Origin of the sequence: Sorangium sp. So ce426, assembly GCF_051475585.1 — a bacterium.
Classification (GTDB): Bacteria; Myxococcota_A; Polyangia; order Polyangiales; family Polyangiaceae; genus Sorangium; species Sorangium cellulosum_B.
Genome location: NZ_CP150341.1, coordinates 6,746,336 through 6,766,158, shown reverse-complemented (window position 1 = coordinate 6,766,158; position 19,823 = coordinate 6,746,336). Strand labels below are relative to the sequence as shown.

Annotated in this window: 15 protein-coding genes; 8 read left to right on the top strand and 7 right to left on the bottom strand. The window is 71.9% G+C overall.

Translation table 11 applies throughout. The features are described 5' to 3' along the window. Positions 1 to 21: 21 nt before the first annotated feature. Together WMF44_RS25040 and WMF44_RS25035 are read right to left on the bottom strand one after the other, a co-directional pair. The gene (locus WMF44_RS25040; protein ID WP_437292547.1) at positions 22 to 885 is read right to left on the bottom strand and encodes a mechanosensitive ion channel family protein; all 864 of its coding nucleotides are present in this window, start codon (positions 883 to 885) and stop codon (positions 22 to 24) included. A gap of 311 nt (positions 886 to 1,196) precedes the next feature. Then, entirely contained in the window at positions 1,197 to 1,790 is a 594-nt protein-coding gene (locus tag WMF44_RS25035; RefSeq protein ID WP_437292546.1) for a hypothetical protein, read from the bottom strand. A 97-nt stretch (positions 1,791 to 1,887) separates the two neighbouring features. On the opposite strand from WMF44_RS25035, the gene WMF44_RS25030 reads away from it, so the two are divergent. The 3 genes from WMF44_RS25030 (at position 1,888) to WMF44_RS25020 (ending at position 4,091) form a co-directional block, all read left to right on the top strand. Continuing rightward, entirely contained in the window at positions 1,888 to 2,499 is a 612-nt protein-coding gene (locus WMF44_RS25030) for a Crp/Fnr family transcriptional regulator (RefSeq protein WP_437292545.1), read from the top strand. A gap of 45 nt (positions 2,500 to 2,544) precedes the next feature. Further along, positions 2,545 to 3,516 carry a type 1 glutamine amidotransferase domain-containing protein gene (locus tag WMF44_RS25025; protein WP_437292544.1) on the top strand — a complete coding sequence of 324 codons (972 nt, stop codon included), beginning with the start codon at positions 2,545 to 2,547 and terminating at the stop codon, positions 3,514 to 3,516. A 284-nt stretch (positions 3,517 to 3,800) separates the two neighbouring features. After that, the gene (locus tag WMF44_RS25020) at positions 3,801 to 4,091 is read left to right on the top strand and encodes a hypothetical protein (protein WP_437292543.1); all 291 of its coding nucleotides are present in this window, start codon (positions 3,801 to 3,803) and stop codon (positions 4,089 to 4,091) included. Positions 4,092 to 4,520: 429 nt separating this feature from the next. On the opposite strand, the gene WMF44_RS25015 is transcribed toward WMF44_RS25020, so the two are convergent. Together WMF44_RS25015 and WMF44_RS25010 are read right to left on the bottom strand one after the other, a co-directional pair. Next, the gene (locus tag WMF44_RS25015) at positions 4,521 to 6,530 is read right to left on the bottom strand and encodes a DUF4139 domain-containing protein (protein WP_437292542.1); all 2,010 of its coding nucleotides are present in this window, start codon (positions 6,528 to 6,530) and stop codon (positions 4,521 to 4,523) included. Between the two features lie 113 nt (positions 6,531 to 6,643). Further along, the gene (locus WMF44_RS25010; RefSeq protein WP_012237250.1) at positions 6,644 to 7,126 is read right to left on the bottom strand and encodes a peroxiredoxin; all 483 of its coding nucleotides are present in this window, start codon (positions 7,124 to 7,126) and stop codon (positions 6,644 to 6,646) included. A 181-nt stretch (positions 7,127 to 7,307) separates the two neighbouring features. Here WMF44_RS25010 and WMF44_RS25005 point away from each other — a divergent pair, with 181 nt between their 5' ends. Then, positions 7,308 to 8,465, top strand: a complete 1,158-nt coding sequence (locus WMF44_RS25005) for a hypothetical protein (protein WP_437292541.1) — start codon at positions 7,308 to 7,310, stop codon at positions 8,463 to 8,465. 69 nt (positions 8,466 to 8,534) lie between these two features. On the opposite strand, the gene WMF44_RS25000 is transcribed toward WMF44_RS25005, so the two are convergent. Together WMF44_RS25000 and WMF44_RS24995 are read right to left on the bottom strand one after the other, a co-directional pair. Further along, complete coding sequence (locus WMF44_RS25000) at positions 8,535 to 9,020, bottom strand: hypothetical protein (RefSeq protein WP_437292540.1); 486 nt, start codon at positions 9,018 to 9,020, stop codon at positions 8,535 to 8,537. Between the two features lie 334 nt (positions 9,021 to 9,354). After that, positions 9,355 to 10,881 (bottom strand): serine/threonine-protein kinase, encoded by a 1,527-nt coding sequence (locus tag WMF44_RS24995; RefSeq protein WP_437292539.1) that lies wholly within the window; start codon positions 10,879 to 10,881, stop codon positions 9,355 to 9,357. 181 nt (positions 10,882 to 11,062) lie between these two features. Here WMF44_RS24995 and WMF44_RS24990 point away from each other — a divergent pair, with 181 nt between their 5' ends. The 4 genes from WMF44_RS24990 to WMF44_RS24975 all read left to right on the top strand — a co-directional run bounded on the left by WMF44_RS24990 (position 11,063) and on the right by WMF44_RS24975 (position 18,448). Continuing rightward, the gene (locus WMF44_RS24990; RefSeq protein WP_437292538.1) at positions 11,063 to 13,795 is read left to right on the top strand and encodes a protein kinase domain-containing protein; all 2,733 of its coding nucleotides are present in this window, start codon (positions 11,063 to 11,065) and stop codon (positions 13,793 to 13,795) included. Positions 13,796 to 13,839: 44 nt separating this feature from the next. Then, positions 13,840 to 14,937 carry a serine/threonine-protein kinase gene (locus tag WMF44_RS24985; protein ID WP_437292537.1) on the top strand — a complete coding sequence of 366 codons (1,098 nt, stop codon included), beginning with the start codon at positions 13,840 to 13,842 and terminating at the stop codon, positions 14,935 to 14,937. Positions 14,938 to 15,542: 605 nt separating this feature from the next. After that, positions 15,543 to 17,072, top strand: coding sequence for a DUF1592 domain-containing protein (locus tag WMF44_RS24980; protein ID WP_437292536.1), 1,530 nt, complete (start codon positions 15,543 to 15,545; stop codon positions 17,070 to 17,072). Then, a complete protein-coding gene (locus tag WMF44_RS24975) occupies positions 17,072 to 18,448 on the top strand; it encodes a DUF1552 domain-containing protein (RefSeq protein ID WP_437292535.1) in 1,377 nt (458 codons plus the stop codon). Before WMF44_RS24980 ends, WMF44_RS24975 begins: the two co-directional genes overlap by 1 nt. A gap of 109 nt (positions 18,449 to 18,557) precedes the next feature. On the opposite strand, the gene WMF44_RS24970 is transcribed toward WMF44_RS24975, so the two are convergent. After that, positions 18,558 to 19,646: an SGNH/GDSL hydrolase family protein gene (locus WMF44_RS24970; RefSeq protein WP_437292534.1), complete on the bottom strand. Its 1,089-nt coding sequence runs from the start codon at positions 19,644 to 19,646 to the stop codon at positions 18,558 to 18,560. Positions 19,647 to 19,823 lie beyond the last annotated feature (177 nt).

Below are 19,823 nucleotides of genomic sequence, written 5' to 3'. Positions count from 1 at the left end.
GCGCGGCCGATCGGCGGAGCGTCAGGCCGTCGGGTGGATCTCCGAGCCTGCGGCGCGGTGGGGAGGCGCCGCCGCGAGCTGGTTGATGTGCACGTGCTGGCTCGGGACGGGGAGCCCCATCTTGCCGAGCTCCTCGCGGATGATCTTGGTCGTGGCGAAGTAGACGTCCCAGTAATGATCGGTGTGGCAGAAGGGCCGGACGGCCAGCACGGGCCCGGCGAGGGTGAAATCCAGGATCTCGACGCTGGGCGCAGGGGTCTTCGCGACGTTGGGGATGAGCGCGAGGTGCGTCTTGAGCCGGGCGATCGCCGCCTCGTGATCCGCGCCGTGGGCGAGCTGCGCGGTGCAGTCGACGCGGCGGACCGGGTTCGTGCTGAAGTTCTGGATCGTGTCGCTGAAGATCTTGTTGTTGCCCACGATGGTGCGGACGTTGTCGGGCGTATCGAGGGTGGTCGCGAACAGGCCGATCGAGTGGACGGTGCCTGTCACGCCGCCGGCCGTCACGAAATCCCCGGTCTTGAAGGGGCGCAGGAGGACCATGAAGATGCCGGCCGCGAGGTTCGACAGGAGGCCGGACCATGCCATGCCGACGGCGATGCCGATCGCGGCGAGCAGGCTGGCGAAGGTGGTCGTCTCGACGCCGAAGACGCTGAGCACGGCGATGACGAGCAGGATGTTCAGCAGCACGGACGCCGCCGACTCCAGGTAATGAGCCAGCGTCGTGTCGAGCTTCTTCAGCGCGGAGCTGCGCTGCATCATCGACAGGAGCCCCCGGACGATCATGCGGCCGATGATCCAGACCAGGATCGCGCCCACGATCTTCCCGCCGACGCTCACCCCGAGCGCTACCCCCATGTCCACGTACCGCTGAACCCTCTCGTCCATCTCAAGCCTCCTGGCGACGTATGCGCCGCTCGCGGGGGCCCCCGTGCAAGGCGCATGCGCGACGCGCCTTGCTGGATCTGCCCCCCGGCGGCCAGCTTTATCACACCGGCGGGCCGCACCGCGAGGGGCGCGACCGAGATTTTCTAGCCTCAGCGCTGCGGCCTGCGGACATCAGGCGGCTGCGGAGCGGATACCTCGTTGTAGCGAAGGAGCAACGGGCGGCGCGGCCGATCGCGGCGTGCGGAGAGCGGACGCGGGCCAGCGGCGTGGGCGGAGAACGGCGTGGCCGGCGTACGGGGCTGTGAACCGGCTCAATGAAGACTGTGTCCAAAGGCTCTCGGGTTGATCGGGAACTTCAAGCCAATGACCAGCCCGTACTCCGTGCCGTAAGAAGGCATCGTCGCGCCAGCTCTCCCGTCGAACGGAAGGGCGAGTCGAAAGCCCGCGTAGGCGATGGGGATCGCGATGAAGGGGACGATCTGCGCCCCATACGTCCGGGCGTTCGACCGGCCCGCGCCCTCGGTGTACATCGAGAGCTCGGCGCCGACCGGGCCGAACCCACCCTGGAAGCCGAGCGCCAACCTCTCGTGGACCGGTCGGTCGGCGACGAGCTGCGCCTGCACCACGGCGCCTATCCAGGCAAACGAGCGCTGTCCGTACCACGCGAGGCTCCCCTCCACGCCGGCGCCCACGGCGTCATCGGCGTTCTCGCGGCCAGTATAGCTGAAGAGGCCGCCCACGCTCACGACCGGGTCGCCAGGGCGCCCCACGTTGGGCCAGCCTTCCGCGGGATACACCGCGGGGGGAGGGCCCCCCGCCGGGGGCACGCCGTCCGCCTGCGCCGATGCAGCGCCGACGAGAAGGCAAGCGCCGACAAGGACCGCTGTGACCGCCGACTGGTTCATGCACCTGTGATCTAGCCCATGCGACTCGGCCCGTCACGATGCAGGCGCGGGCGAGCGGTAGACGCGCTCCGGGAGCGCCGTGCTAGGCTCTCCTGCCATGGTGCAGCTCTCGCGCGCGGAGCAGGTGGCGGCGCTCGCGCGCATGATCGCCGCGCTCGACGCCCGGCCGGCGCCGCATTTCGACGCCTTCGCGGCCCTGTTTCACGGCAAGAGCCTCAGGAAGGGCGAGGCGTTCGTGCGGGCGGGCGAGGCGAGCGACTCGGTGGCGCTCGTCAACTCCGGCATCGCGAGGATGTTTTACACGCGGAGCGATGGGAAGGAGTTCAACAAGGGGTTCGTCTCCGCGCCGGACTTCATGTCGGTGCTGGAGGCGCTGATCACCAGGGAGCCCGCCCGGCTGACGATCCAGGCGCTGACGCCGATGCAGCTCTTCGTCGCGCCCTACTCGCGGCTGAGCGAGCTCTGTGAGCGCGACATCTACTGGGAGCGGGTGAGCCGCCGGATCGTCGAGCGGGTGTACCTGAAGAAGGTGCGCCGCGAGGCGTCGCTGCTGATGGATCCGGCCGCCGAGCGCTATCGCGCGTTCCTCGCAGAGCACGGGGCCGTGGCGCGCCGCGTGCCCGACTACCACATCGCCGCCTATCTCGGCATCACACCCGAGGCTTTGAGCCGCCTGAAGCGCGCCGTGACCAGGACCGCTGCTTCTTGATCTGGATCAAGGTGCGGGCTCGTTCCGCTGGTCATGGTCTCCCGCATGACGACGGAACGAACGAAGCGAGACGGCGAGCGCCCGGCGACGGAACCCACGCGCGGCCCGGGGCGCCGCAGAGCGCCGCGGGGCGCGGCCCGAAGGACGGCGCTGATCGCGGGCCTCGCGGTCGTGCTCGCCGGCTCGGCGCTTGTCGCGTGCGGCGCGGCCGCGCCGAGGCTCCACCCCGTGTTCCCCGAGCGTCCGGTGGCAGAGAAACCCAGAGGAAAGATCCTGTTCGTCCTCAGCGCCGCGCGAGAGCAGACGCTCGCCGACAGCTCGAAGCGCGCGACCGGCACCTTCCTCGGCGAGTTCTACGAGCCGTACCTGGCCCTCACCGGCGCGGGGCACGAGGTCGTGTTCGCGACCGACGGGGGCGCTGCCCCGGCGATCGACCCGGAGAGCCTCGACGAGCGGTACTGGGGAGACGGAGCGCGGCGCTCGCAAGCGCAGCGCTTCGTCGAGCGCGCCCCGGAGGTCCGCGCGCCGCTCAGCCTCAAGGCGGCGCGCGCCGCGGCCGACTCGTTCGACGGCATCGTCGTTCCCGGCGGACAGGGCGTCATGGTCGACCTGCTCGACAACGCGGATCTGCACGCGCTGCTCGCTCACTTTGGCGCGAAACACCAGCCCGTGGGGCTCATCTGCCACGCGCCGGCGGTGCTCACCCGCATGCGGCAGCCGCATCCGCTCAGCGGTCGGACGGTGACGTCGGTCTCGTCGTTCGAGGAGTTTTATATCGAGACCTTCGTGATGGGGGCCGACGCCCAGGTCCGGGGCATCGGCGAGCAGCTCGAGGATCACGGTTACGAGCACGAGGCCGCATTCCCCGGGAGCGCCTACGCGCAGCGGGATTGCAACCTCGTGACCAGCCAGAATCCGTTCTCCACCGATCGGTTCAGCGCGCTTTATCTGGAGGCCCTGGCCGACTACCGGCGCGGCGCCCGCTGCGCCGAGGGGGCCCGCGAGGGCCACCGATAGGCCTGCTCGGCGGAGCGAGGGCCATGGGATTTCCCTGGCCCGTTCGGCCCGCGGCGCTACGACGTGAGCGACAGTCCGCGCACGTGCTCGGCGAGCGCCCGCTCCGCGCTGCCCACCGCCTCCCGCCCGCCCGGGAGCTTCGCCGACGCCCCCCCGCGGAAAACGGCGCCTCCCCCGATGCCGCCGCATGGCCGCCTTCGCGAGGACGACGGGCGCATGTTCAGTATCGACGCGCCACGCGCGCCGGGTTGCAATCGCGGCGAATTCACAGAGGGGTGACGAAGATGCTCATCGACGAGCGACCGAGCCATTATCAGGGCGACCTTTCGTGGGACAGCCTCAAGCAGCTCATTGAAGGTTACGACGACAACGAATTCCAGGGTCTCGTGCAGGGGCCGGTGGGCTACGCTATCAAGGTCGTACGCGGAGCGCACGACGGGAGTTTTTATCCGTCTTACGGGTCGAACTACTATTTCAGTTTCACGGCCACCCACGCGCTTGGCGAGAGCGGCACTCATCACGCGATCCTGGACTCGAGCGGAACCAAGATCCTGGGAATCGAGCCGCCGCTGTGACGGAACGATCTCTGCCGCACACCGAGGGGGCCCGTCCAGCCCGAGCCATCACGCGTGAACTGCGGTGACCTCAGCGTAGCATCCCCAGCTCTTTTCCAGACACCATGATGGGGGTGCTCAGGAGGTCGCCAGGGCGGCGCAGGAGCAGCTCGTTTGTGAGACAGGACACCGATGGGGGTGCGGAGGAGGGGAGCGGAGGCCGCGCAGGCGGGCGCCGGGCCCGCGCAGGAGCAGTGCCGAGCCTGCGGAGGAGGGGAGCGGAGGCCGCGCAGGAGGGCGCCGGGCCCGCGCAGGAGCAGTGCCGAGCCTGCGCAGGAGGGGAGCGGAGGCCGCGCAGGAGGGCGCCGGGCCCGCGCAGCAGGGCTCCGAGGGCCGGGCAGCTCGGCACGACCCCCGCGCAGCCGGGGACGATCTCGGTCGACTCCAGAGCTACGTCGTGAGCGACAGGCCGCGCACGTACTCGGCGAGCGCCCGCTCCGCGCTGGCCACCGCCTCCCGCGCGCCCGGGAGCTTCGCCGACACCGCCGCGATCCGGTCTTCCTGCTCGCTGAGCGTCTTGAGGTAGCGCTCGTGGAGCGCGCTCCCCGGGGGCACGACCTTGAGGTTGTCGCGCACGCGCCCCTGCTCGGCGCGGAGCGCCTCGATCTCGGACTTGAGGGCCGAGAGCGCGCGCTGCCTCTCGGCGAGCGCGGCCCTGAGCTCCGCGAGCCGCGCGAGCGCCGCGCGCAGCGCCTCGGGGATCTCGCGCGACGACAGGACCACCTCGATCTGCTCGTCGGAGAGGCCCGTGAGCGCCACCGTGTGCGAGATGGGCTGCTCCAGCGCCACGGTCACGCGCGCCGTCTCGCCCGCGGCGACCTCGCGCCGGACGCGGTAGCGATCGCGCGTCGCCTCGACGCCTTCCGTGGGCTCGGCGAGGTCCCAGCCGGCGATGCGCGGGTGCTCGATGAGCAGGACGCGCGGCTCGCGCGCCGCGCCCGCGATCGTGTAGACCGTCACCTTGCGGGCGGTCCTGACGATCTCGAGCATGCCGCCCTGGATCTTGGCGCGCGAGAACACCTCCTCGCCCCGCTCCTCGCGGTCGATTCGCACCTTCCGGTCCACGGCGAAGCTCACGATCCGCGATTCGCCCGGCGGCAGCGGCGAGAGGCGCGCGTCGCCGACGTAGGTGACGACCCCCCGGCCCGAGCGCTCGAAGACCGTGATCGCGCCGGCCGGGAGGGTCGTGTCGCCGTCGTTCCTCAGGCGGACCGAGGCGAGCGGGCTGCGCGCGCTCGCCTCGGGCTGATAGAGCCACAGCCGCTCTGCCGGGATCTCGCGCTGGATGATCGGGAGGAGCGCCGTCTGGCCGCTCGCGATCGTGAGCGGCGCGGGGAAGTGGAACACGACCTGCGTCGCCGCCTCCGCGGGCTCCGGCTCGACCTTCTCGGCGGGCACGGTGACCGCCGCGGCGGGCGCGCGGGCCTCGTCGGCGCCCCCGCCGGCGCGGTGGCCCATGCGCCGCGCCGCCCTGGCCGCGAGCCCCGCGGCGCCCTCGTCGAGCCGCGGCAGCACGCGCTCGGCGACGTCGACGGGCACCTCCGGCCGGGCCACGTAATAGATCTCGTAGAGCGCCTGGCGGAACGTCACCGGGTCCCCCGACACCAGGGTGAAATCCACGTTCTGCCAGTCGCTGCCGCTCTGGTTCTCGACGACGGCCCACCCGGCGAGCGCCCCGGTCTTCGTCTGCGCGTCCTCCGGCACCGTGAGCCGATACGTCGTCTTCCAGAGCGGCACCTCGATGACGTAGGCCACACGGACCACCCGCTCGCCCTCGCCGGCCGTGCGCACGACGAGCTCGCGGCGGTTGCGCTCCCGCCGGATCGAGAGCCCGACCAGCGCCGCGCCGACCTGCTGCCGCAGCCGCTCCTCGACGAGCTCCACGCTCTCGAGCTCCTCCAGGACGACCTGCTTCAGCGCGCCCTCCGACATCAGCGAGAGCCGGTGCCGGTCCTCCGAGCCGCCGTGCGGCAGCGCCGCCTGCGCCGTTGTGACCGCGACGATCCGCCCGGCGATGGCCCCTTGCGCCCCTCGCGTCCGCACCTCGGCGCCGCGGAGCGCGTTCAGCAGGGCGGCCTCGGACTCGAGCGCGTCCTCGTCGAACGGGAGCTCGCGGAACAGATCGCGCAGCGGCTCCCTCCCGGGAAGCGTGATATTCCCTATCACGCCGCGATCGTCATAGACGACGATGCTCTTCAATACATCGTCGACCTGATCGAGCCGCACCTCGAGCCGGAGCTCGGCGTCGCCGCGCACGCGCGCCTCGTGCTCGAAATATCCGACTCCGCCCGTCGAGAGCACCACCCGCCTCAGCAGCAGCGTGTCCGGCGCGGCCCCCGATCGGGCCGGATCCATCGCGGCGGCCCGCAGCGTCGCTGTGGTCCTCAATCCATGGTTCATCGTCGCCTCCCCCGGCGGAGGCGTGCGATGGCCCCGCCCTGGGGGTCCATAACGCCCCTCCGGGGGGCGTCAACGACGGTGGCTCGCCGGGAGATCGGGCGCGGCGCCGCGCGTCAGCCGCGCCGCGAGGCCTCGAGCTGCTTCACGACCGCGAGCGCCTCGTCGACGTGGCGGGTCGCGCGGAGCTGGGAGGAGAAGGCATGTCGAACGATGCCGTCGCGATCGATGACGAACGTCACGCGGCCCGGGAGGAGGCCAAAGAGCGACTTGACGCCGTAGCGCGCGGCGGTCTCCCCGCCAGGGTCGCTGAGCAGCGTCATGGGCAGGCGGTATTTGTCGGCGAACTGCTGGTGAGACCCCGCCGAGTCGGCGCTCACGCCGAGGACCTCGGCGCCCGCCTCCGCGAACGCATCGTAATGGTCGCGGAACGCGCACGACTCCGCCGTGCATCCCGGGGTGTCGTCCTTGGGATAGAAGAACAGGACAACGGTCTTCTTGCCCCGGAAGTCGGAGAGCTTGACCGTCTCCCGCTTCTGCGATTGCAGGCTGAAATCAGGCGCTGTCTCGCCGACGGACAGGGTGGATTTTCCGAGCATGGCGTCTCCTCTACCCGATGCGCCGCGCCGCGTCCAAGGCCCCCGCGGAGCGCGGCGGCTCGCCTGCCGTGACGGCCGCCTGCGCCCCGGATCAGGAAGAACTTGAGGAAGCGGTCATGATGGCGCGCCGGGCGCGACGGACGCCGGCGCGGGCCGGAGATCGGGTTACCCTGAGCGCCCCATGGCCACCACGTTCGCTGCGTTGATCTTTCGACCCGCCGACATCCCGGACCGCGCGCTGTCCCAGGGCTTTGCCGTGGCGCTCGGTGGCTGGGACGTCGCCTCGCCGCGCCTGTTCATCGCGCCGCTCCCCGGCGTGCCCGGGCACGCGGCCGCGTTCTACTCGAGCGGCGAGCCCGCCAGCGGCGGGGACGACGAGCTCGACCACCTCGCCGAGCTCTTCGAGGACGAGCTCTCTCCGCCCGTCGCCGTGCTCGACGCGGCCGCCGAGCTCGGCCACCCCGGCGCGACGGTCTTCGCGCTCGTGTTCTCGGAGGACGTCGTCCACGACGACGGCTGGCGCTTCGAGGCGAGCGGGTTCGTCCGCCACTTCGTGAGGGAAGGGGACGAGGGCGTCGAGGCCGGCGTGGAGGCGCCCGACCGGAGCGACCTCGTCGAGGTCGACGTCGACCTGCCGGAGGGCGCGACAGCGGCGGAGGAGCGCGAGGCCATGGACCGGGCGATCCGGCCGCACCGCGGCTCGACGTTCCTCGCGGCCGAGCTGGGCGCCCCGGTGCTGGGCGCGCTCATGGGCGGCCTCTTCGCGCCCGAGCGCCGCGTCCAGGTGCACCTCGTCGCGCCGGGGCCGGGGTCGATCGCCGACGAGGTCGCGCGGCTCAACCGGGTGCTCCGCCGCGACGACGGCCGCGGCGCGCCCGCGTCCCCGCCGCCCGTCCGCGGCGTCGCCCCGCCGGCGACGTACGCGGCGTTCGTGCGCGCGTACGACTGGGCCGATCCGGCGGATCCGGAGGACCTCTACCGCGAGCTCGCGATCGGCGCCGTCGAGGGCACGCTGCGCTTCCTCCGCGAGGGCGAGCTCCTCGCCCACGATCGCGAGCCGGGCTGGGAGGCGGCGGCGGCGCGACAGCTCTACCCGATCGCGCGGCTCTCGGGCTCGGCGCTCGGCGGCGGCGCGGCCCAGCGGTCGGTCGTCGCGCTCGGGGCCGACGGCGAGCAGCTCTGGGTCGTCCGCGGCGGCACGAGCGCGGCGCTGGCCGGCCCGACGTTCGGCGAGCTGCTGCGCTACCTCTCGCTGGGCTGGTCGCGCAGGAGCGACGCGGAGGAAGACCTCATCGGCGCGCTGATGCTGCGCGCGCGGCTCAGGTCGCTCGGGGGTTGAGCCCGCGCCCCGGCGCGGGATCCGCCTGCCGGGGTGAGGCGCTTTGCCTCGCGACGCGCGCGCCTCGGCTCAAAACGACGTGTCGTACGCGTGGTGCCGGTGGGCTTCCGTGTGGAACGACGTCATGTGCGGGTCGTCCAGGACCAGGTGGAGCAGGCCGACGTCGCGCTCGCTGCGCGCGAAGACGCTCACGAGGATCCCGCCCTGCCGGACGCCGGCCTCGTAGCGTTCCGCCCAGTGCCTCGGGACGCCCGCGGTGAGGAGGATCTCGCGCAGGCCGCCCGTGATCCCGGCGCCGACCGCGCTGGCCACGACAGCGGCCAGCGGCCCGGCGACCACGAACCCGAGGTCGGGGACCACGACGCTCATCGAGACAGCGGCGCCGAACGTGCTCGACGGCGGCGCCACGTCCGGGCTCGGAAAGCACCTGTCGCGTGTCGCCTCGGTCATCAGCAGGCTGACCTCCTGTCGTGTGTAGCCGCAGTCGATGATGCGTTCCGCCGCGGCTTCCGCGTCGTCGTGCGTCTGCACCAGGCCAATTACGAGCTTCTCCATGGAAGAGACCTCCTTCGCGTTGAGCGCGTCCTCGCTCTGGGCCCCGGCGACGGATACCGCACGCTCTGTGCCAATCCGAAATTCTCACGCCTCGGTGCGTTCGCGCCGATTTCTCTGCCCCTTCCGCTGGAGGAGCGAGGCGGGATGTCGCAGTGCGCCCCGTGGGCCTCACCTTCCGATGTCGACATCGCCCGTGCCAGCGCGGTTGATTCCATCTTTTGCTGTCGAGCCGCGCGGGCGCCCCATTTCGACGGGCTCCGTCTGACCAGGTCGTGCGAAGGCCGCGTACATCGGCGCCCGGGGCGGCCGGTGCGCGGTGAGGCCGGAGGCCGCGTCAGAAGCCGATCGTGTCCTCGATCGGCGCGGGCGGCTTCGTCCCCGTCGGGCGGCCCGTCGATGTCTCCCGCGGCGTGGCGCGGCCGCGCCCCTCCGAGGTGCCGCGCGGCGCCGCCGTCGCGCCCGGCCTCCCTGCCGCGCCGGTGCGGGCAGCGCCCGCCGGCTGCGCGGTCGCCGCCGTGGCCGCCGGCTGCGCGGTCGCCGCCGTGGCCGCCGGCTGCGCGGTCTCGGCCGCGGGCGTCGCGCTCGCCGGCTCTGCCGGCACCGGCGCGGCGGCGCTCGCTGGCGCCGGCACCACCGGCTGCGCCGGGACGGGCGCGGCCTGCCGGGCCGGCGCCTCCGACGAGGGGGTCACCTCGGCCGTGGGCGACGGCTTCGTGGCCAGGAACACGACCGCCGCCACCAGCGCTCCGAACGCGAGCGCGGCCGCCAGGATGGCCGGCGCCCACCTCCGGGCCCCGTCCGTCCCCGAGGTCGCCATGCCGGCGAGCGTCCGCCCCGGCGCGCCGTCCGTCGAGAGCCGCGCGCCCGGCGCCGACGACGGCGGCGTGCCGGTCGTCGAGAGCCGCGCGCCCGGCGCCGGCGGCAGCGGCGTCGGCTCCCCGAACAGCACCGGCTGCGACGCGCTCCCGTGGAGGGCTCGCTCCCCCGCGGACGAGGGCTCGGTCGTGAACGCCGTTCGCGCGATCCCGAGGACCGCGCGCTCCAGCGCCTCCGCCATCTGCCGCGCCGACGCGAAGCGCGCCGCCGGATCGTGCGCCAGCGCCTTCTTCATCCAGGCGTCGATCGCCGGAGAGAGCTCCGGCCTCACCTCGCTCGGCGGCGTGAAGATCCCGGTGTGCAGCACCACCGACAGCGCGCCCAGCGTCTCGCCCCGGAACGGGACCTGCGCGGTGAGCGCGTGGTAAGCGACCACCGCGAGCCCCCAGAGATCCGCGCGGAAGTCGACGTGCTTCGCGCTGAGCAGCTGCTCGGGGCTCATGTAGAGCGGCGTGCCCAGCACGCTCCCGGTCGACGTCATGCCGAGCTCGCCCTGGACCCGCTTGGCCACGCCGAAATCGAGCACCTTCACGAACAGCTCGCCCTCGACGTCGAGCAGGAAGATGTTGTCCGGCTTGATGTCGCGGTGGACGATCCCGACCTGGTGCGCCCGGCCGAGCGCCTTGGCCGTCTGCGACACGATCGCCGTGACCTCGACGGGCGGCAGCGCGCCCAGCCGCTGCATGCGGCTCTTGAGGTCCTCGCCCTCGAGCAGCTCCATCACGATGAACGGCACCCCGTCCGGCGTGACGCCGTGGTCGAAGACCTGCGCGACGTGCGGGCTCTTGATCTGCGCGGCCGCCATCGCCTCCCGCCGGAAGCGCTCCACGAAGCCCGTCTGGTCCGCGTAGGCCGGCGCCATGAACTTCACCGCCACCTGCGTCCCGAGCGCGAGGTGATCGGCCACCCACACGCTCCCCATCGCCCCCTTCCCGAGCTCGCGCGCCAGCCTGAGCGTGCTCGTCACCTGCTGTCCGGGGTTCATCGGGGGTCCCTCTTCCAGATCGGCCGAGTCGACGACCCTGGAGGGGCGTCCTGTGCGCGCGACGCAGCCCTCTGGGTGTCGGAGCGTGTCGGCGCGCACAGCGTACAACAAACACCCTGGACCGTCACCACCGAGCGCTCGCGCCGCGCACCTGACGGGAGCTCTCGGATAAGCTGGCACCATGCGCGAGGGCACGCTGGTCGCAGGCCGGTTCGAGGTGCACCGCCTTGCCGGCGCCGGCGGGATGGGCACGGTCTACCGGGCGCTCGATCAGCTGACCGGGCGCCCCGTCGCGCTCAAGGTCGCGCCCCCGGAGCTCGCCGCCCGCTTCCGGCGCGAGGCGCGCATGCTCGAGGCCGTGCAGCACCCGCTCATCGTGCAGCACATCGCGCACGGCACGGGCGACGACGGCGCCCTGTGGCTCGCGATGGAGTGGCTCGAGGGCGTCACGCTCGACGCGCGCCTAGAGGAGGGGGCGCTCCCCGTGGCCGACGCGCTGCTCGTCGCGCACCAGATCGCGGAGGCGCTCGCCTCGATCCACGCGATCGGGATCACGCACCGCGATCTCAAGCCGAGCAACGTGCTCCTGCGCGACGGCAGGGTCGACGGCGTGGTCCTGCTCGACTTCGGCGTCGCCCGGGCGGCGGCGTCGACCTCGCTCGTCACGGAGGCCAGCTCGCTCGTCGGCTCGCTCGGCTACGTCGCGCCCGAGCAGGCGCGCGGCGACGTCGAGGTCGACGCGCGCGCCGACGTCTTCGGGCTCGGCGTCCTGCTCTTCGAGTGCCTCGCCGGGCAGCGCCCCTTCGCGGCCGACGACCCGCTCGCCGAGGTGTGCCGCATCCTCCTCGAGGAGGCGCCGCGCCTCGTCGAGCGGCGCCCGGACGCGCCGCCCTTCCTCGACGAGCTCGCCGCGCGCCTCCTGGCCAAGGATCCGGCGGCGCGCCCCGCGGACGGCCGCGCGGCGGCGGCCGCGCTCGCGGACGCGCGCGCCCTGCTCGCGCGCGCGTCCAGCGCGGGCGCGGACGGCGCGCCGGCGTCGGTCACCGACGACGAGCGGCGGCTCGTCAGCGTCGTCCTGGTCGATCTTGGCGCCGCCGACCCGGAGCCGGCGAGCGATCGCGGCGTCGAGCGGATCGTCGGGGACCTCGCCGAGGCGTTCGGCGGCGACCGCGTGCGGCTCCCGGGCGGCACGCGCATGGTGCTCCTTTCCTCGCAGACCGACGAGGTGTTCTCCGGCCGCGGCGGCGCCGGCACGATGGCCGCCTTCGACCTCGCGGCGCGCGCCGCGCAGTGCGCGCTCGCGCTGAAGGCGCGCCTGCCCGGGCGCCCTGTCGCGCTCGCCACGGGCCGCGCGCAGGTGGGCGAGCGCCTGCCCGCGGGCGACGTCATCGACCGCGCGGTCGCCCGCCTCCGCGAGGCCGAGGGCGACGTGCGCATCGACGAGGTCACCGCGGGGCTCGCGGCGCCGCGCTTCGAGGTGATCGGCGACGGCCCCTCGTTCCTGCTGAAGGGCGAGCGCGACGGCACCGAGCCCGAGCGCACGCTCTTCGGCCGCGTCACCTCGTTCGTCGGGCGCGACCGCGAGCTCGCGACGCTGCTCGGCCTCTTCGAGCAGAGCGCCGACGAGCCCGTGGCGCGCGCCGCGCTCGTCCTCGGCGAGGCCGGCATCGGCAAGACGCGCCTCCGCTGCGAGCTCATCCGCGCCGTGCGCGAGCGCGACGCGCGCGCGTCGGTCTACGTGGCGCGGGGCGACCCCCTCGGCTCGGGCGCGCCGTTCGGCATGCTGGGCGAGATCGTCCTCGCGGCCGCCGGCTGCCTGCCCGGCGAGGCGCTCGAGGCGCGCCGCGCCAAGATCCGCGAGCACGTCGCGCGGGCCCTGCCCGCGCCGGCCGACGACGCCCCGCGCGTCGCCTGGTACCTCGGCGAGATCGCGGGCACGCCGTTCGACGACCCCGACGCCGAGCTGCGCGCCGCCCGCGGGGACGCGGTCGCCCTGAGCGATCAGGCCCGCCGCGCCGTGCTCGAGTGGCTCGCCGCGCGCTCGGGCGAGGGGCCGGTCGTCGTGGCGCTCGAGGACATGCACTGGAGCGATCACGCCTCGGTCTCGGTGCTGGACGAGGCGCTCCAGGCGCTCTCGGATCGCCCGCTCCTCGTGCTCGGCTTCGCGCGCCACAGCGTGATGGAGACGTTCCCCGGCCTCTGGGGCTCGCGCGGCGTGCAGCACATCAAGCTCGGCGCGCTCAGCCAGCGCGCGGCCGAGCGCCTCGTCCGCAGCGTGTTCGGCGAGGAGCTCGCGCTGCCCGAGGTGGCGCGGCTCGTCGAGCACGCCGACGGCCACCCCTTCTTCCTCGAGGAGCTCATGCGCGCGCGCGCGGAGGGCCGGAGCGACATGCCGCCCACGGTCGTGGCCCTGATGCACGCGCGCATCGAGGCGCTGCCGGCCGAGGCGCGGCGCACGCTGCGGGCGGCGAGCCTGTTCGGCGGCAGCTTCTGGCCGGAGGGCGTGCGGCAGCTGCTCGGCGCCGGCACCTCGGCCGAGTCGCTCGACCGCTGGCTCAAGAGCCTGCTCTCGGAGGAGCTCGTCGCCCGGCGCGGCGTCTCGCGCTACCCGGGGCACGACGAGCTCACGTTCCGTCACGCCCTCGTGCGCGACGCCGCCTACGGGATGCTCACGGACGGCGATCGCGCCGCCGGCCACCGGGCCGCGGCGCGCTGGCTGCGCTCGGTGGGCGAGACCGACGAGCGGGTGTTGGCCGAGCACGCCGAGCGCGGCGGCGACGCCCCCACGGACGGCGAGGGCCTCGTCGCCCGCGGCCCTGCGCAGGATCGCGGCGGAGGAGGAGGAGGGCAGGGGCGCCCCCCGGAGCGCAAATCCGAGCGTGAACGGAGCGAAGCGCAGGGGGGCCAAGGTTGATGAACAACCATTGACGTGATAACCCGCCGCCCGGAGCAGTGAGCATGGATTCTTCTGACCTGGGCGCCGTCGGTCCTTACGAGCTGCTGTTGCAGCTGGCCAGGGGCGGCTCGGCCGAGGTCTTCATCGCGCGTCGCGCCCGCGCTGCAGGCGGAGGGGACGCGGGCGGCGCGGGTCCGGAGCGCGGGTCGCTCGTGGCGGTGAAGCGGATCCGGGCCGATCTGCGCTACGAGTCGAGCTATGCGTCCATGCTCTTCGACGAGGCGGGCATCGCGTCACGCGTCGCGAGCCCCCATTTCGTTCCCGTCCTCGATTACGGCCTCGACGAGGGCGCGCCGTACATCGTCATGGAGCTCGTCGTGGGGGTCACGCTCAAGCACCTCACCCGGGCTCCCGAGGCGCTCGGGGTCGGCGACGCGATCGAGCTCATCGCGCAGGCCGCCGAGGGGCTGCACGCGGCGCACGAGGCGCGCGACAGCGCGGGGGAGCTGCTCCAGGTGATCCACCGGGACGTCTCGCCCTCCAACATCCTTGTCGGCGTCGACGGCCGGGCGTCCATCTGCGATCTCGGGCTCGCGTATGCCCTGCGCCGCACGACGCGGACGAAGACCGGGATGGTGAAGGGGAAGCTGAGCTATTTCTCGCCGGAGCAGGCGAACGCGAGGCCGCTGGATCGGCGCTCGGACGTGTTCTCGCTCGGGGTCGTGGCGTGGGAGGTGCTGGCGAGCAGGCGGCTGTTCGCCGGCGGCAACATGGTCTCGACCCTCCACGCCGTCCTGGAGCGCGAGGTGCCGCCGCTCTCGAGCGAGCGCGAGGGCGTGGGCCAGGCCGTCACGGCCGCCGTCGCGCGGGCGATCGAGCGCGATCGCGACGCGCGCTGGCCGACGGCGGCCGATTTCGCGCGGGCGCTCCGGGCCGCCGCCGGGGAGGAGGGGCACGCGGCGTCGCGCGACGCCATCGGCGCGCGGGTCGCCGAGGTGCTCCCGCCGCCGCTGAAGCCGCTCGCGCCGTCCTACGTCTCGGGCGGGCCGCGCGTCACGGAGGAGATCGTCGCTGCCTTGCAGTCGATGCGCGCGGCGGGGCCGGTGGGCGAGGGGGAATCGGGCGGGCTCCTGGAACAGCGGCAGTCCTCGCGCGGCTGAGCGCGCTGCTGCGGTTCCGGCGTCCGCTCCTGTTGACGCGGCGCTTCGGAGGAGCTCCGCCGACCTTATCCTCCCTCGGGCTGGCGGACGCGCGCGGGCCGATCGATAGGCGTTGACATCCTGCATGTGAGCGTTCACATTGCGGGGGTATCCTTTCGCTTTGCTCTGGGTGGGTCGCCATGCGCATTGCGCGCTTCGTGGTCGGGTATCGGGTCGATCCTGGTGCCGGTTACGTTCGTTCGGTCGTCGCGCAGACGATCGTCGAACGATGGTGATCGGCGTTTCGCCAGGCGTGAGCCACCAGAGGACGCGACAGACATCGATTGTTCCACGATCGTCGTGAAAAATCATTGGTATTGCTCACGCAGCGTGCCCACAGCGGGCGAAGAGAGAGAACCATGGTTAGGCCCTCAGATCATGAGCAGGCGCGTCCTCTCCTAGGCGCCCGGTCAGCCGTCTCGATCGCGTTGATCGTGGCCAGCGGCTGCACGGGAGACCTGGGCGGGTTTCGCTCCGACGATTCCGATTCCACCACGACAGACCCGCCGCCCACCACCTCGACGGGCACGGGCCCGACGGACCCGGCCGCTTGCGAGGACGGCGCGGTGTACCCCGGGCGAGCCCCGCTGCGGCGGCTGACGCGCTTCGAGTACAACCAGACCGTCCGCGACCTCCTGGGCGACACGACGGATCCAGGCTATTCGCTTCCGAGCGAGGATGTCGGGAACGGCTTCGGCAATGACGCGGACACGCTGTCGGTCTCGAGCCTGCTCGCCGGGCAGCTGGGCACCGTCGCGGAGGGCGTCGCCAAGCGCGCGACCGCCACCCCGGAGGCGCTCGCGAAGCTCGACCCTTGCGCGAGCAGCGTGACGAGGGAGAGCGAGGAGGTGTGCGCGCGCACGATCATCGAGCGGATCGCGCCGCTCGCTTACCGGAGGCCGCTCGCCGACGGCGAGGCGGACGAGCTCCTCACGCTGTACAGCGCCGGCCGGACGGACGCCACGTTCGACGTCGGCATCGCGACGGTGATCGAGGGGCTGCTCCAATCGCCGGATTTCCTCTACCGCATCGAGTTCGGCACACCCGACCCGGAGCGCCCCGAGCTCCGCCGGCCCACGGGCGACGAGATGGCGACGCGCCTATCGTACCTGCTCTGGGGCACGATGCCCGACGAGGAGCTGCGCACCGCGGCGCGAGCAGGTGAGCTCTCGACCAGGGAAGGCGTGCGCGCTCATGCCGAGCGCATGCTCGAGGATCCTCGGTCCCGGGCCACCGTCCGGTACTTCTTCGACAACCTGCTCCCCATCAGCAGCCTCGCGGATCTCGAGCGAAAAGCGGAGTCGTTCCCGACCTTCTCGCGGAAGATCGGCTCGCTCATGCACGAAGAGACGCAGCGATTGCTCGCGCACGAGATCTTCGAGGAGAACGGCACCTGGGCGTCCATCTTGACGGCCCCGTACACGTTCATGAACGGGCCCCTCGCGGAGTTCTACGGCGTCCCCGGCGTGACGGGCGACGAGTTCCAGCGGGTGGAGCTCGACACGACCCAGCGCCTCGGGCTCCTTACGCAGGCCGGTATGATGGCCGGGACGACGCACTCGAACAACACGAACCCCGTGGTCCGCGGCGCGTTCGTGCTCGACAAGCTGATGTGCCAGAAGATCCCGCTCCCCACCGGCGACATCCTGGAGCGGGTGAAGCCGCCGGATCCGTACACCGGCGCGACGGCGCGGGAGCGCTTCAGCCAGCACAGCAAGGACCCTGTCTGCGCGGGGTGCCACCAGTTCATGGATCCGGTCGGGTTCGCGCTCGAGAACTACGACGCGGTCGGGCTGTTCCGCACGACGGAGAACGACGTCCCGATCGACGCGAGCGGCGGGGTCCCGGGCACGGACATCAAGGTGAGCGGGCCGATCGAGCTGGTGCAGGGGCTCGCCCAGACCGAGGCGGTGCAGAGCTGCTTCGCGACGCGCTGGGCCGAGTACGGCTATGGTCTCACGCTTCGCGCCGGGGACGCTTGCACCAAGAAGGCTGTCACGGACGCCTTCAAGGCGTCCGGATACAATGTAAAGCAGCTCCTGATCGAGCTCACGCAGACGGATGCTTTCCACTACATGGCTGCCCAGGAGGAGTGATGGTTATGTCGAACTTTCGTTTGAGCCGACGTGCCGTGCTGCGCGGCGCTGGCGCCATCGCCATCGCGCTCCCCTGGCTGGAGATCATGGGCACCGAGCGCACGGCGAGCGCGCAAGCCGCCCCCGCCAAGCGTTTCCTCTCCGTCTACACGCCGGGCGGGACCGTGATCAACCGCTGGCGGCCGACCGGCACCGAGACGAACTTCACCCTGGGGCCCATCCTGTCGCCGCTCGCGCCGGTGCAGGACAAGCTGCTCGTCGTCGACGGCCTCGACATGAAGAGCGCGGTCGGTGAGCAGCACCAGGCCGGGATCATCGCCTGGCTCTCGGGCACGACCCAGGCCCCGAACGGCGGCTACGGGGGCGGACCGTCCATCGATCAGGTGATCGCTTCCCGGATCTCCGCCGGTAAAAAGGCCAAGGCGAGCATCGAGATCGCGGTGCGCTGGGCGACGGGCAAGTCCCACGGCCTGCTGTCACCGATGAACGCCGCGAATTTCGAGAGCGCCGCGCCGTTCAGGCCGATCCCGCCGCGCCTCGATCCGACGGAGATCTTCACCGATCTCTTCGGCACGCTGGATCCCAGCGCCGGCAACGATGCCGCCCGCCGGCTCGCGCGCAAGAAATCGATCCTCGACTTCCTCGACGGGCGCTACTCCGCCCTGTCCTCGCGGCTCGGCGCCGCCGACGCGCAGAAGATCGACCAGCACCTGACGAAGATCCGCGAGATCGAGAAGGGCCTCAGCAGCGTCCCGGTCGAGACGAGCGCCTGCAAGGCGCCGGAGAGGGTCGACACGTCCGACTACAACCCGCGCACCGGGCTGAACTCCTCCGACAACGGCTCGATCAAGGACACCTCGACCGACGCGGCGATCCCCAAGGTCGGCAAGCTCCTGATGGATATGCTGGTGATGTCGTTCGCCTGCGACATGACCGCGGTCGGCACGCTGCAGTGGAGCGACACCGAGGCGAAGCACACCTTCCCCTGGCTGAACCTGACCGAGCACCACCATTTCTACCAGCACGACGGCGGCTTCAGGCCAAACGAGTGCGAGCTCATCTGCAACTGGTATTCGAAGCAGCACCTCTATCTGCTGCAGGAGATGGCGAAGGTCGACATGGGTGGACACTCGCTGCTCGACGAGAGCGTCGTCTTCTTCGGGTCCGAGCTCTCGGATCCGCCGAGCCACAACAAGTCGAACATGCCGTTCCTGCTGGCCGGCGGCGGCGGAGGCCTGCGCACTGGACGCTGGGTCCGGTACCCCAACCTCCCGCACAACAACCTGCTCGTCTCGATCTTGAACCTGTTCGGCGACAGCCGAACGACGTTCGGCGACCCGAGGTTCTGCACCGGGCCGCTCACGAACCTGACGTAGCCGTCACAAGGGCGGAACGCCGGCCGGCGCGAGCTCAACGACGCCGGCCGGCGGTATCCTGTCCGGGAGCTCCGCTGTCGGAAATCCGGCGTGCGTTCGCCTTTCGATTTCAGCGGAGGTACGGGTTCAACGCCTGGAACCAGACCTCGGCCATGCGGTTATACCCTGCCTGGTTCGGGTGGAGATTGTCGGCGAAGAGGGACTGCTTGTAGTTCGGGTCGTTGGTGAACGCTGTGTACATGTCCACCAGCACGATGTGCTGCCCCTTGCTGACGCGCGTCGAAACCAGGTCGGGCATGGCCGCGTTGTAGGCCTTGATGGCGTTGTTCGTGCCGTCCGTTCTCGACGGCACGATCTGCGCGAGCACCACGAGGATGTTCGGTTCACGCGTGAAAATCGAGTCGAGCAGCTTGCCCAGGCGATTCGGTGCGTCCGCAACGTTGATGTTACCGTTGATGTCGTTCGTTCCGATCATCAACGTAACGATGTTGGGCTTGTAATTCGGAATGCTGGTGTCTACGAGCTTCGCGATGCCGTTGTTGCCCTCGATCGTCCAGCCGCCGTGACCCTCGTGGTTCCTCGGGAACGTCACTCCGTCCACCGTGGGCACGCTGTAGTCATTGGCGGAACCGACGAAGGTGATGTCGCGGCTCGCTTCGAGCGCGAGGTGGAACAGCGGGGCGCGGTAGCCGCCGGCGACGTTGAAACCCTGCGTGATTGAATCGCCGAAGGGCATGATCTTGCAGGGGCCGCTCGCCGGGCAGGGCTGGAATGCCGGGCCGCCGCCCGCGCCGGCGCTGCCCCCTGCACCTCCGTCGCCCCCGGTACCTCCGACACCGTCGGATGCGCCGCCCATGCCACCCGAGCCCGCTCCGCCGGCGCCCCCGGTGCCGCCGGCGCCCCCGGTGCCGCCGTCGCCGCCCGAGCCTGCCGAGCCGCTCGTGGCGACTCCCCCTCCAGCGCTCCCGCTGGTCACGCCGCCGCTCGTCACCCCCCCGCTGGTCGCGCCCGTCGTAGCGCTTGCGTCGGCTCCGGAGCTGGTCGACGTCGCTCCTTCCGGATCATCGGAACACCCGCTGAGCATCGCCACCAGCGCGGCAGTCCCCACCAGCGTGGCCCACGTCGAGCGGCGCGGTCTCCGGATCTCCGCATCGTTCCGCTCGCGCGACCCACACAGCGAACCATTCTCTCGAACCATACGCATCGCATTCCTCCGTCCCACGCACGCCGAAGCGGAGAGCCGCAGGATGCGAGCTCCGCTGCGCCGTCGGGATGATCGACCGAGAGCCGCCGAAACGACACGCGACGCCCTCGCGACCTCGCCGTTGCTCGCGTCCGCGACGACCAGGCGAATGGAATCGGCGCAGAGGGCGAG

Coding starts and splice junctions, on each gene's coding strand:
- WMF44_RS25040 (WP_437292547.1), bottom strand. CDS start 885: ATGGACGAGAGGGTTCAGCGGTACGTGGACATGGGGGTAGCGCTCGGG.
- WMF44_RS25035 (WP_437292546.1), bottom strand. CDS start 1,790: ATGAACCAGTCGGCGGTCACAGCGGTCCTTGTCGGCGCTTGCCTTCTC.
- WMF44_RS25030 (WP_437292545.1), top strand. CDS start 1,888: ATGGTGCAGCTCTCGCGCGCGGAGCAGGTGGCGGCGCTCGCGCGCATG.
- WMF44_RS25025 (WP_437292544.1), top strand. CDS start 2,545: ATGACGACGGAACGAACGAAGCGAGACGGCGAGCGCCCGGCGACGGAA.
- WMF44_RS25020 (WP_437292543.1), top strand. CDS start 3,801: ATGCTCATCGACGAGCGACCGAGCCATTATCAGGGCGACCTTTCGTGG.
- WMF44_RS25015 (WP_437292542.1), bottom strand. CDS start 6,530: ATGAACCATGGATTGAGGACCACAGCGACGCTGCGGGCCGCCGCGATG.
- WMF44_RS25010 (WP_012237250.1), bottom strand. CDS start 7,126: ATGCTCGGAAAATCCACCCTGTCCGTCGGCGAGACAGCGCCTGATTTC.
- WMF44_RS25005 (WP_437292541.1), top strand. CDS start 7,308: ATGGCCACCACGTTCGCTGCGTTGATCTTTCGACCCGCCGACATCCCG.
- WMF44_RS25000 (WP_437292540.1), bottom strand. CDS start 9,020: ATGGAGAAGCTCGTAATTGGCCTGGTGCAGACGCACGACGACGCGGAA.
- WMF44_RS24995 (WP_437292539.1), bottom strand. CDS start 10,881: ATGAACCCCGGACAGCAGGTGACGAGCACGCTCAGGCTGGCGCGCGAG.
- WMF44_RS24990 (WP_437292538.1), top strand. CDS start 11,063: ATGCGCGAGGGCACGCTGGTCGCAGGCCGGTTCGAGGTGCACCGCCTT.
- WMF44_RS24985 (WP_437292537.1), top strand. CDS start 13,840: ATGGATTCTTCTGACCTGGGCGCCGTCGGTCCTTACGAGCTGCTGTTG.
- WMF44_RS24975 (WP_437292535.1), top strand. CDS start 17,072: ATGGTTATGTCGAACTTTCGTTTGAGCCGACGTGCCGTGCTGCGCGGC.
- WMF44_RS24970 (WP_437292534.1), bottom strand. CDS start 19,646: ATGGTTCGAGAGAATGGTTCGCTGTGTGGGTCGCGCGAGCGGAACGAT.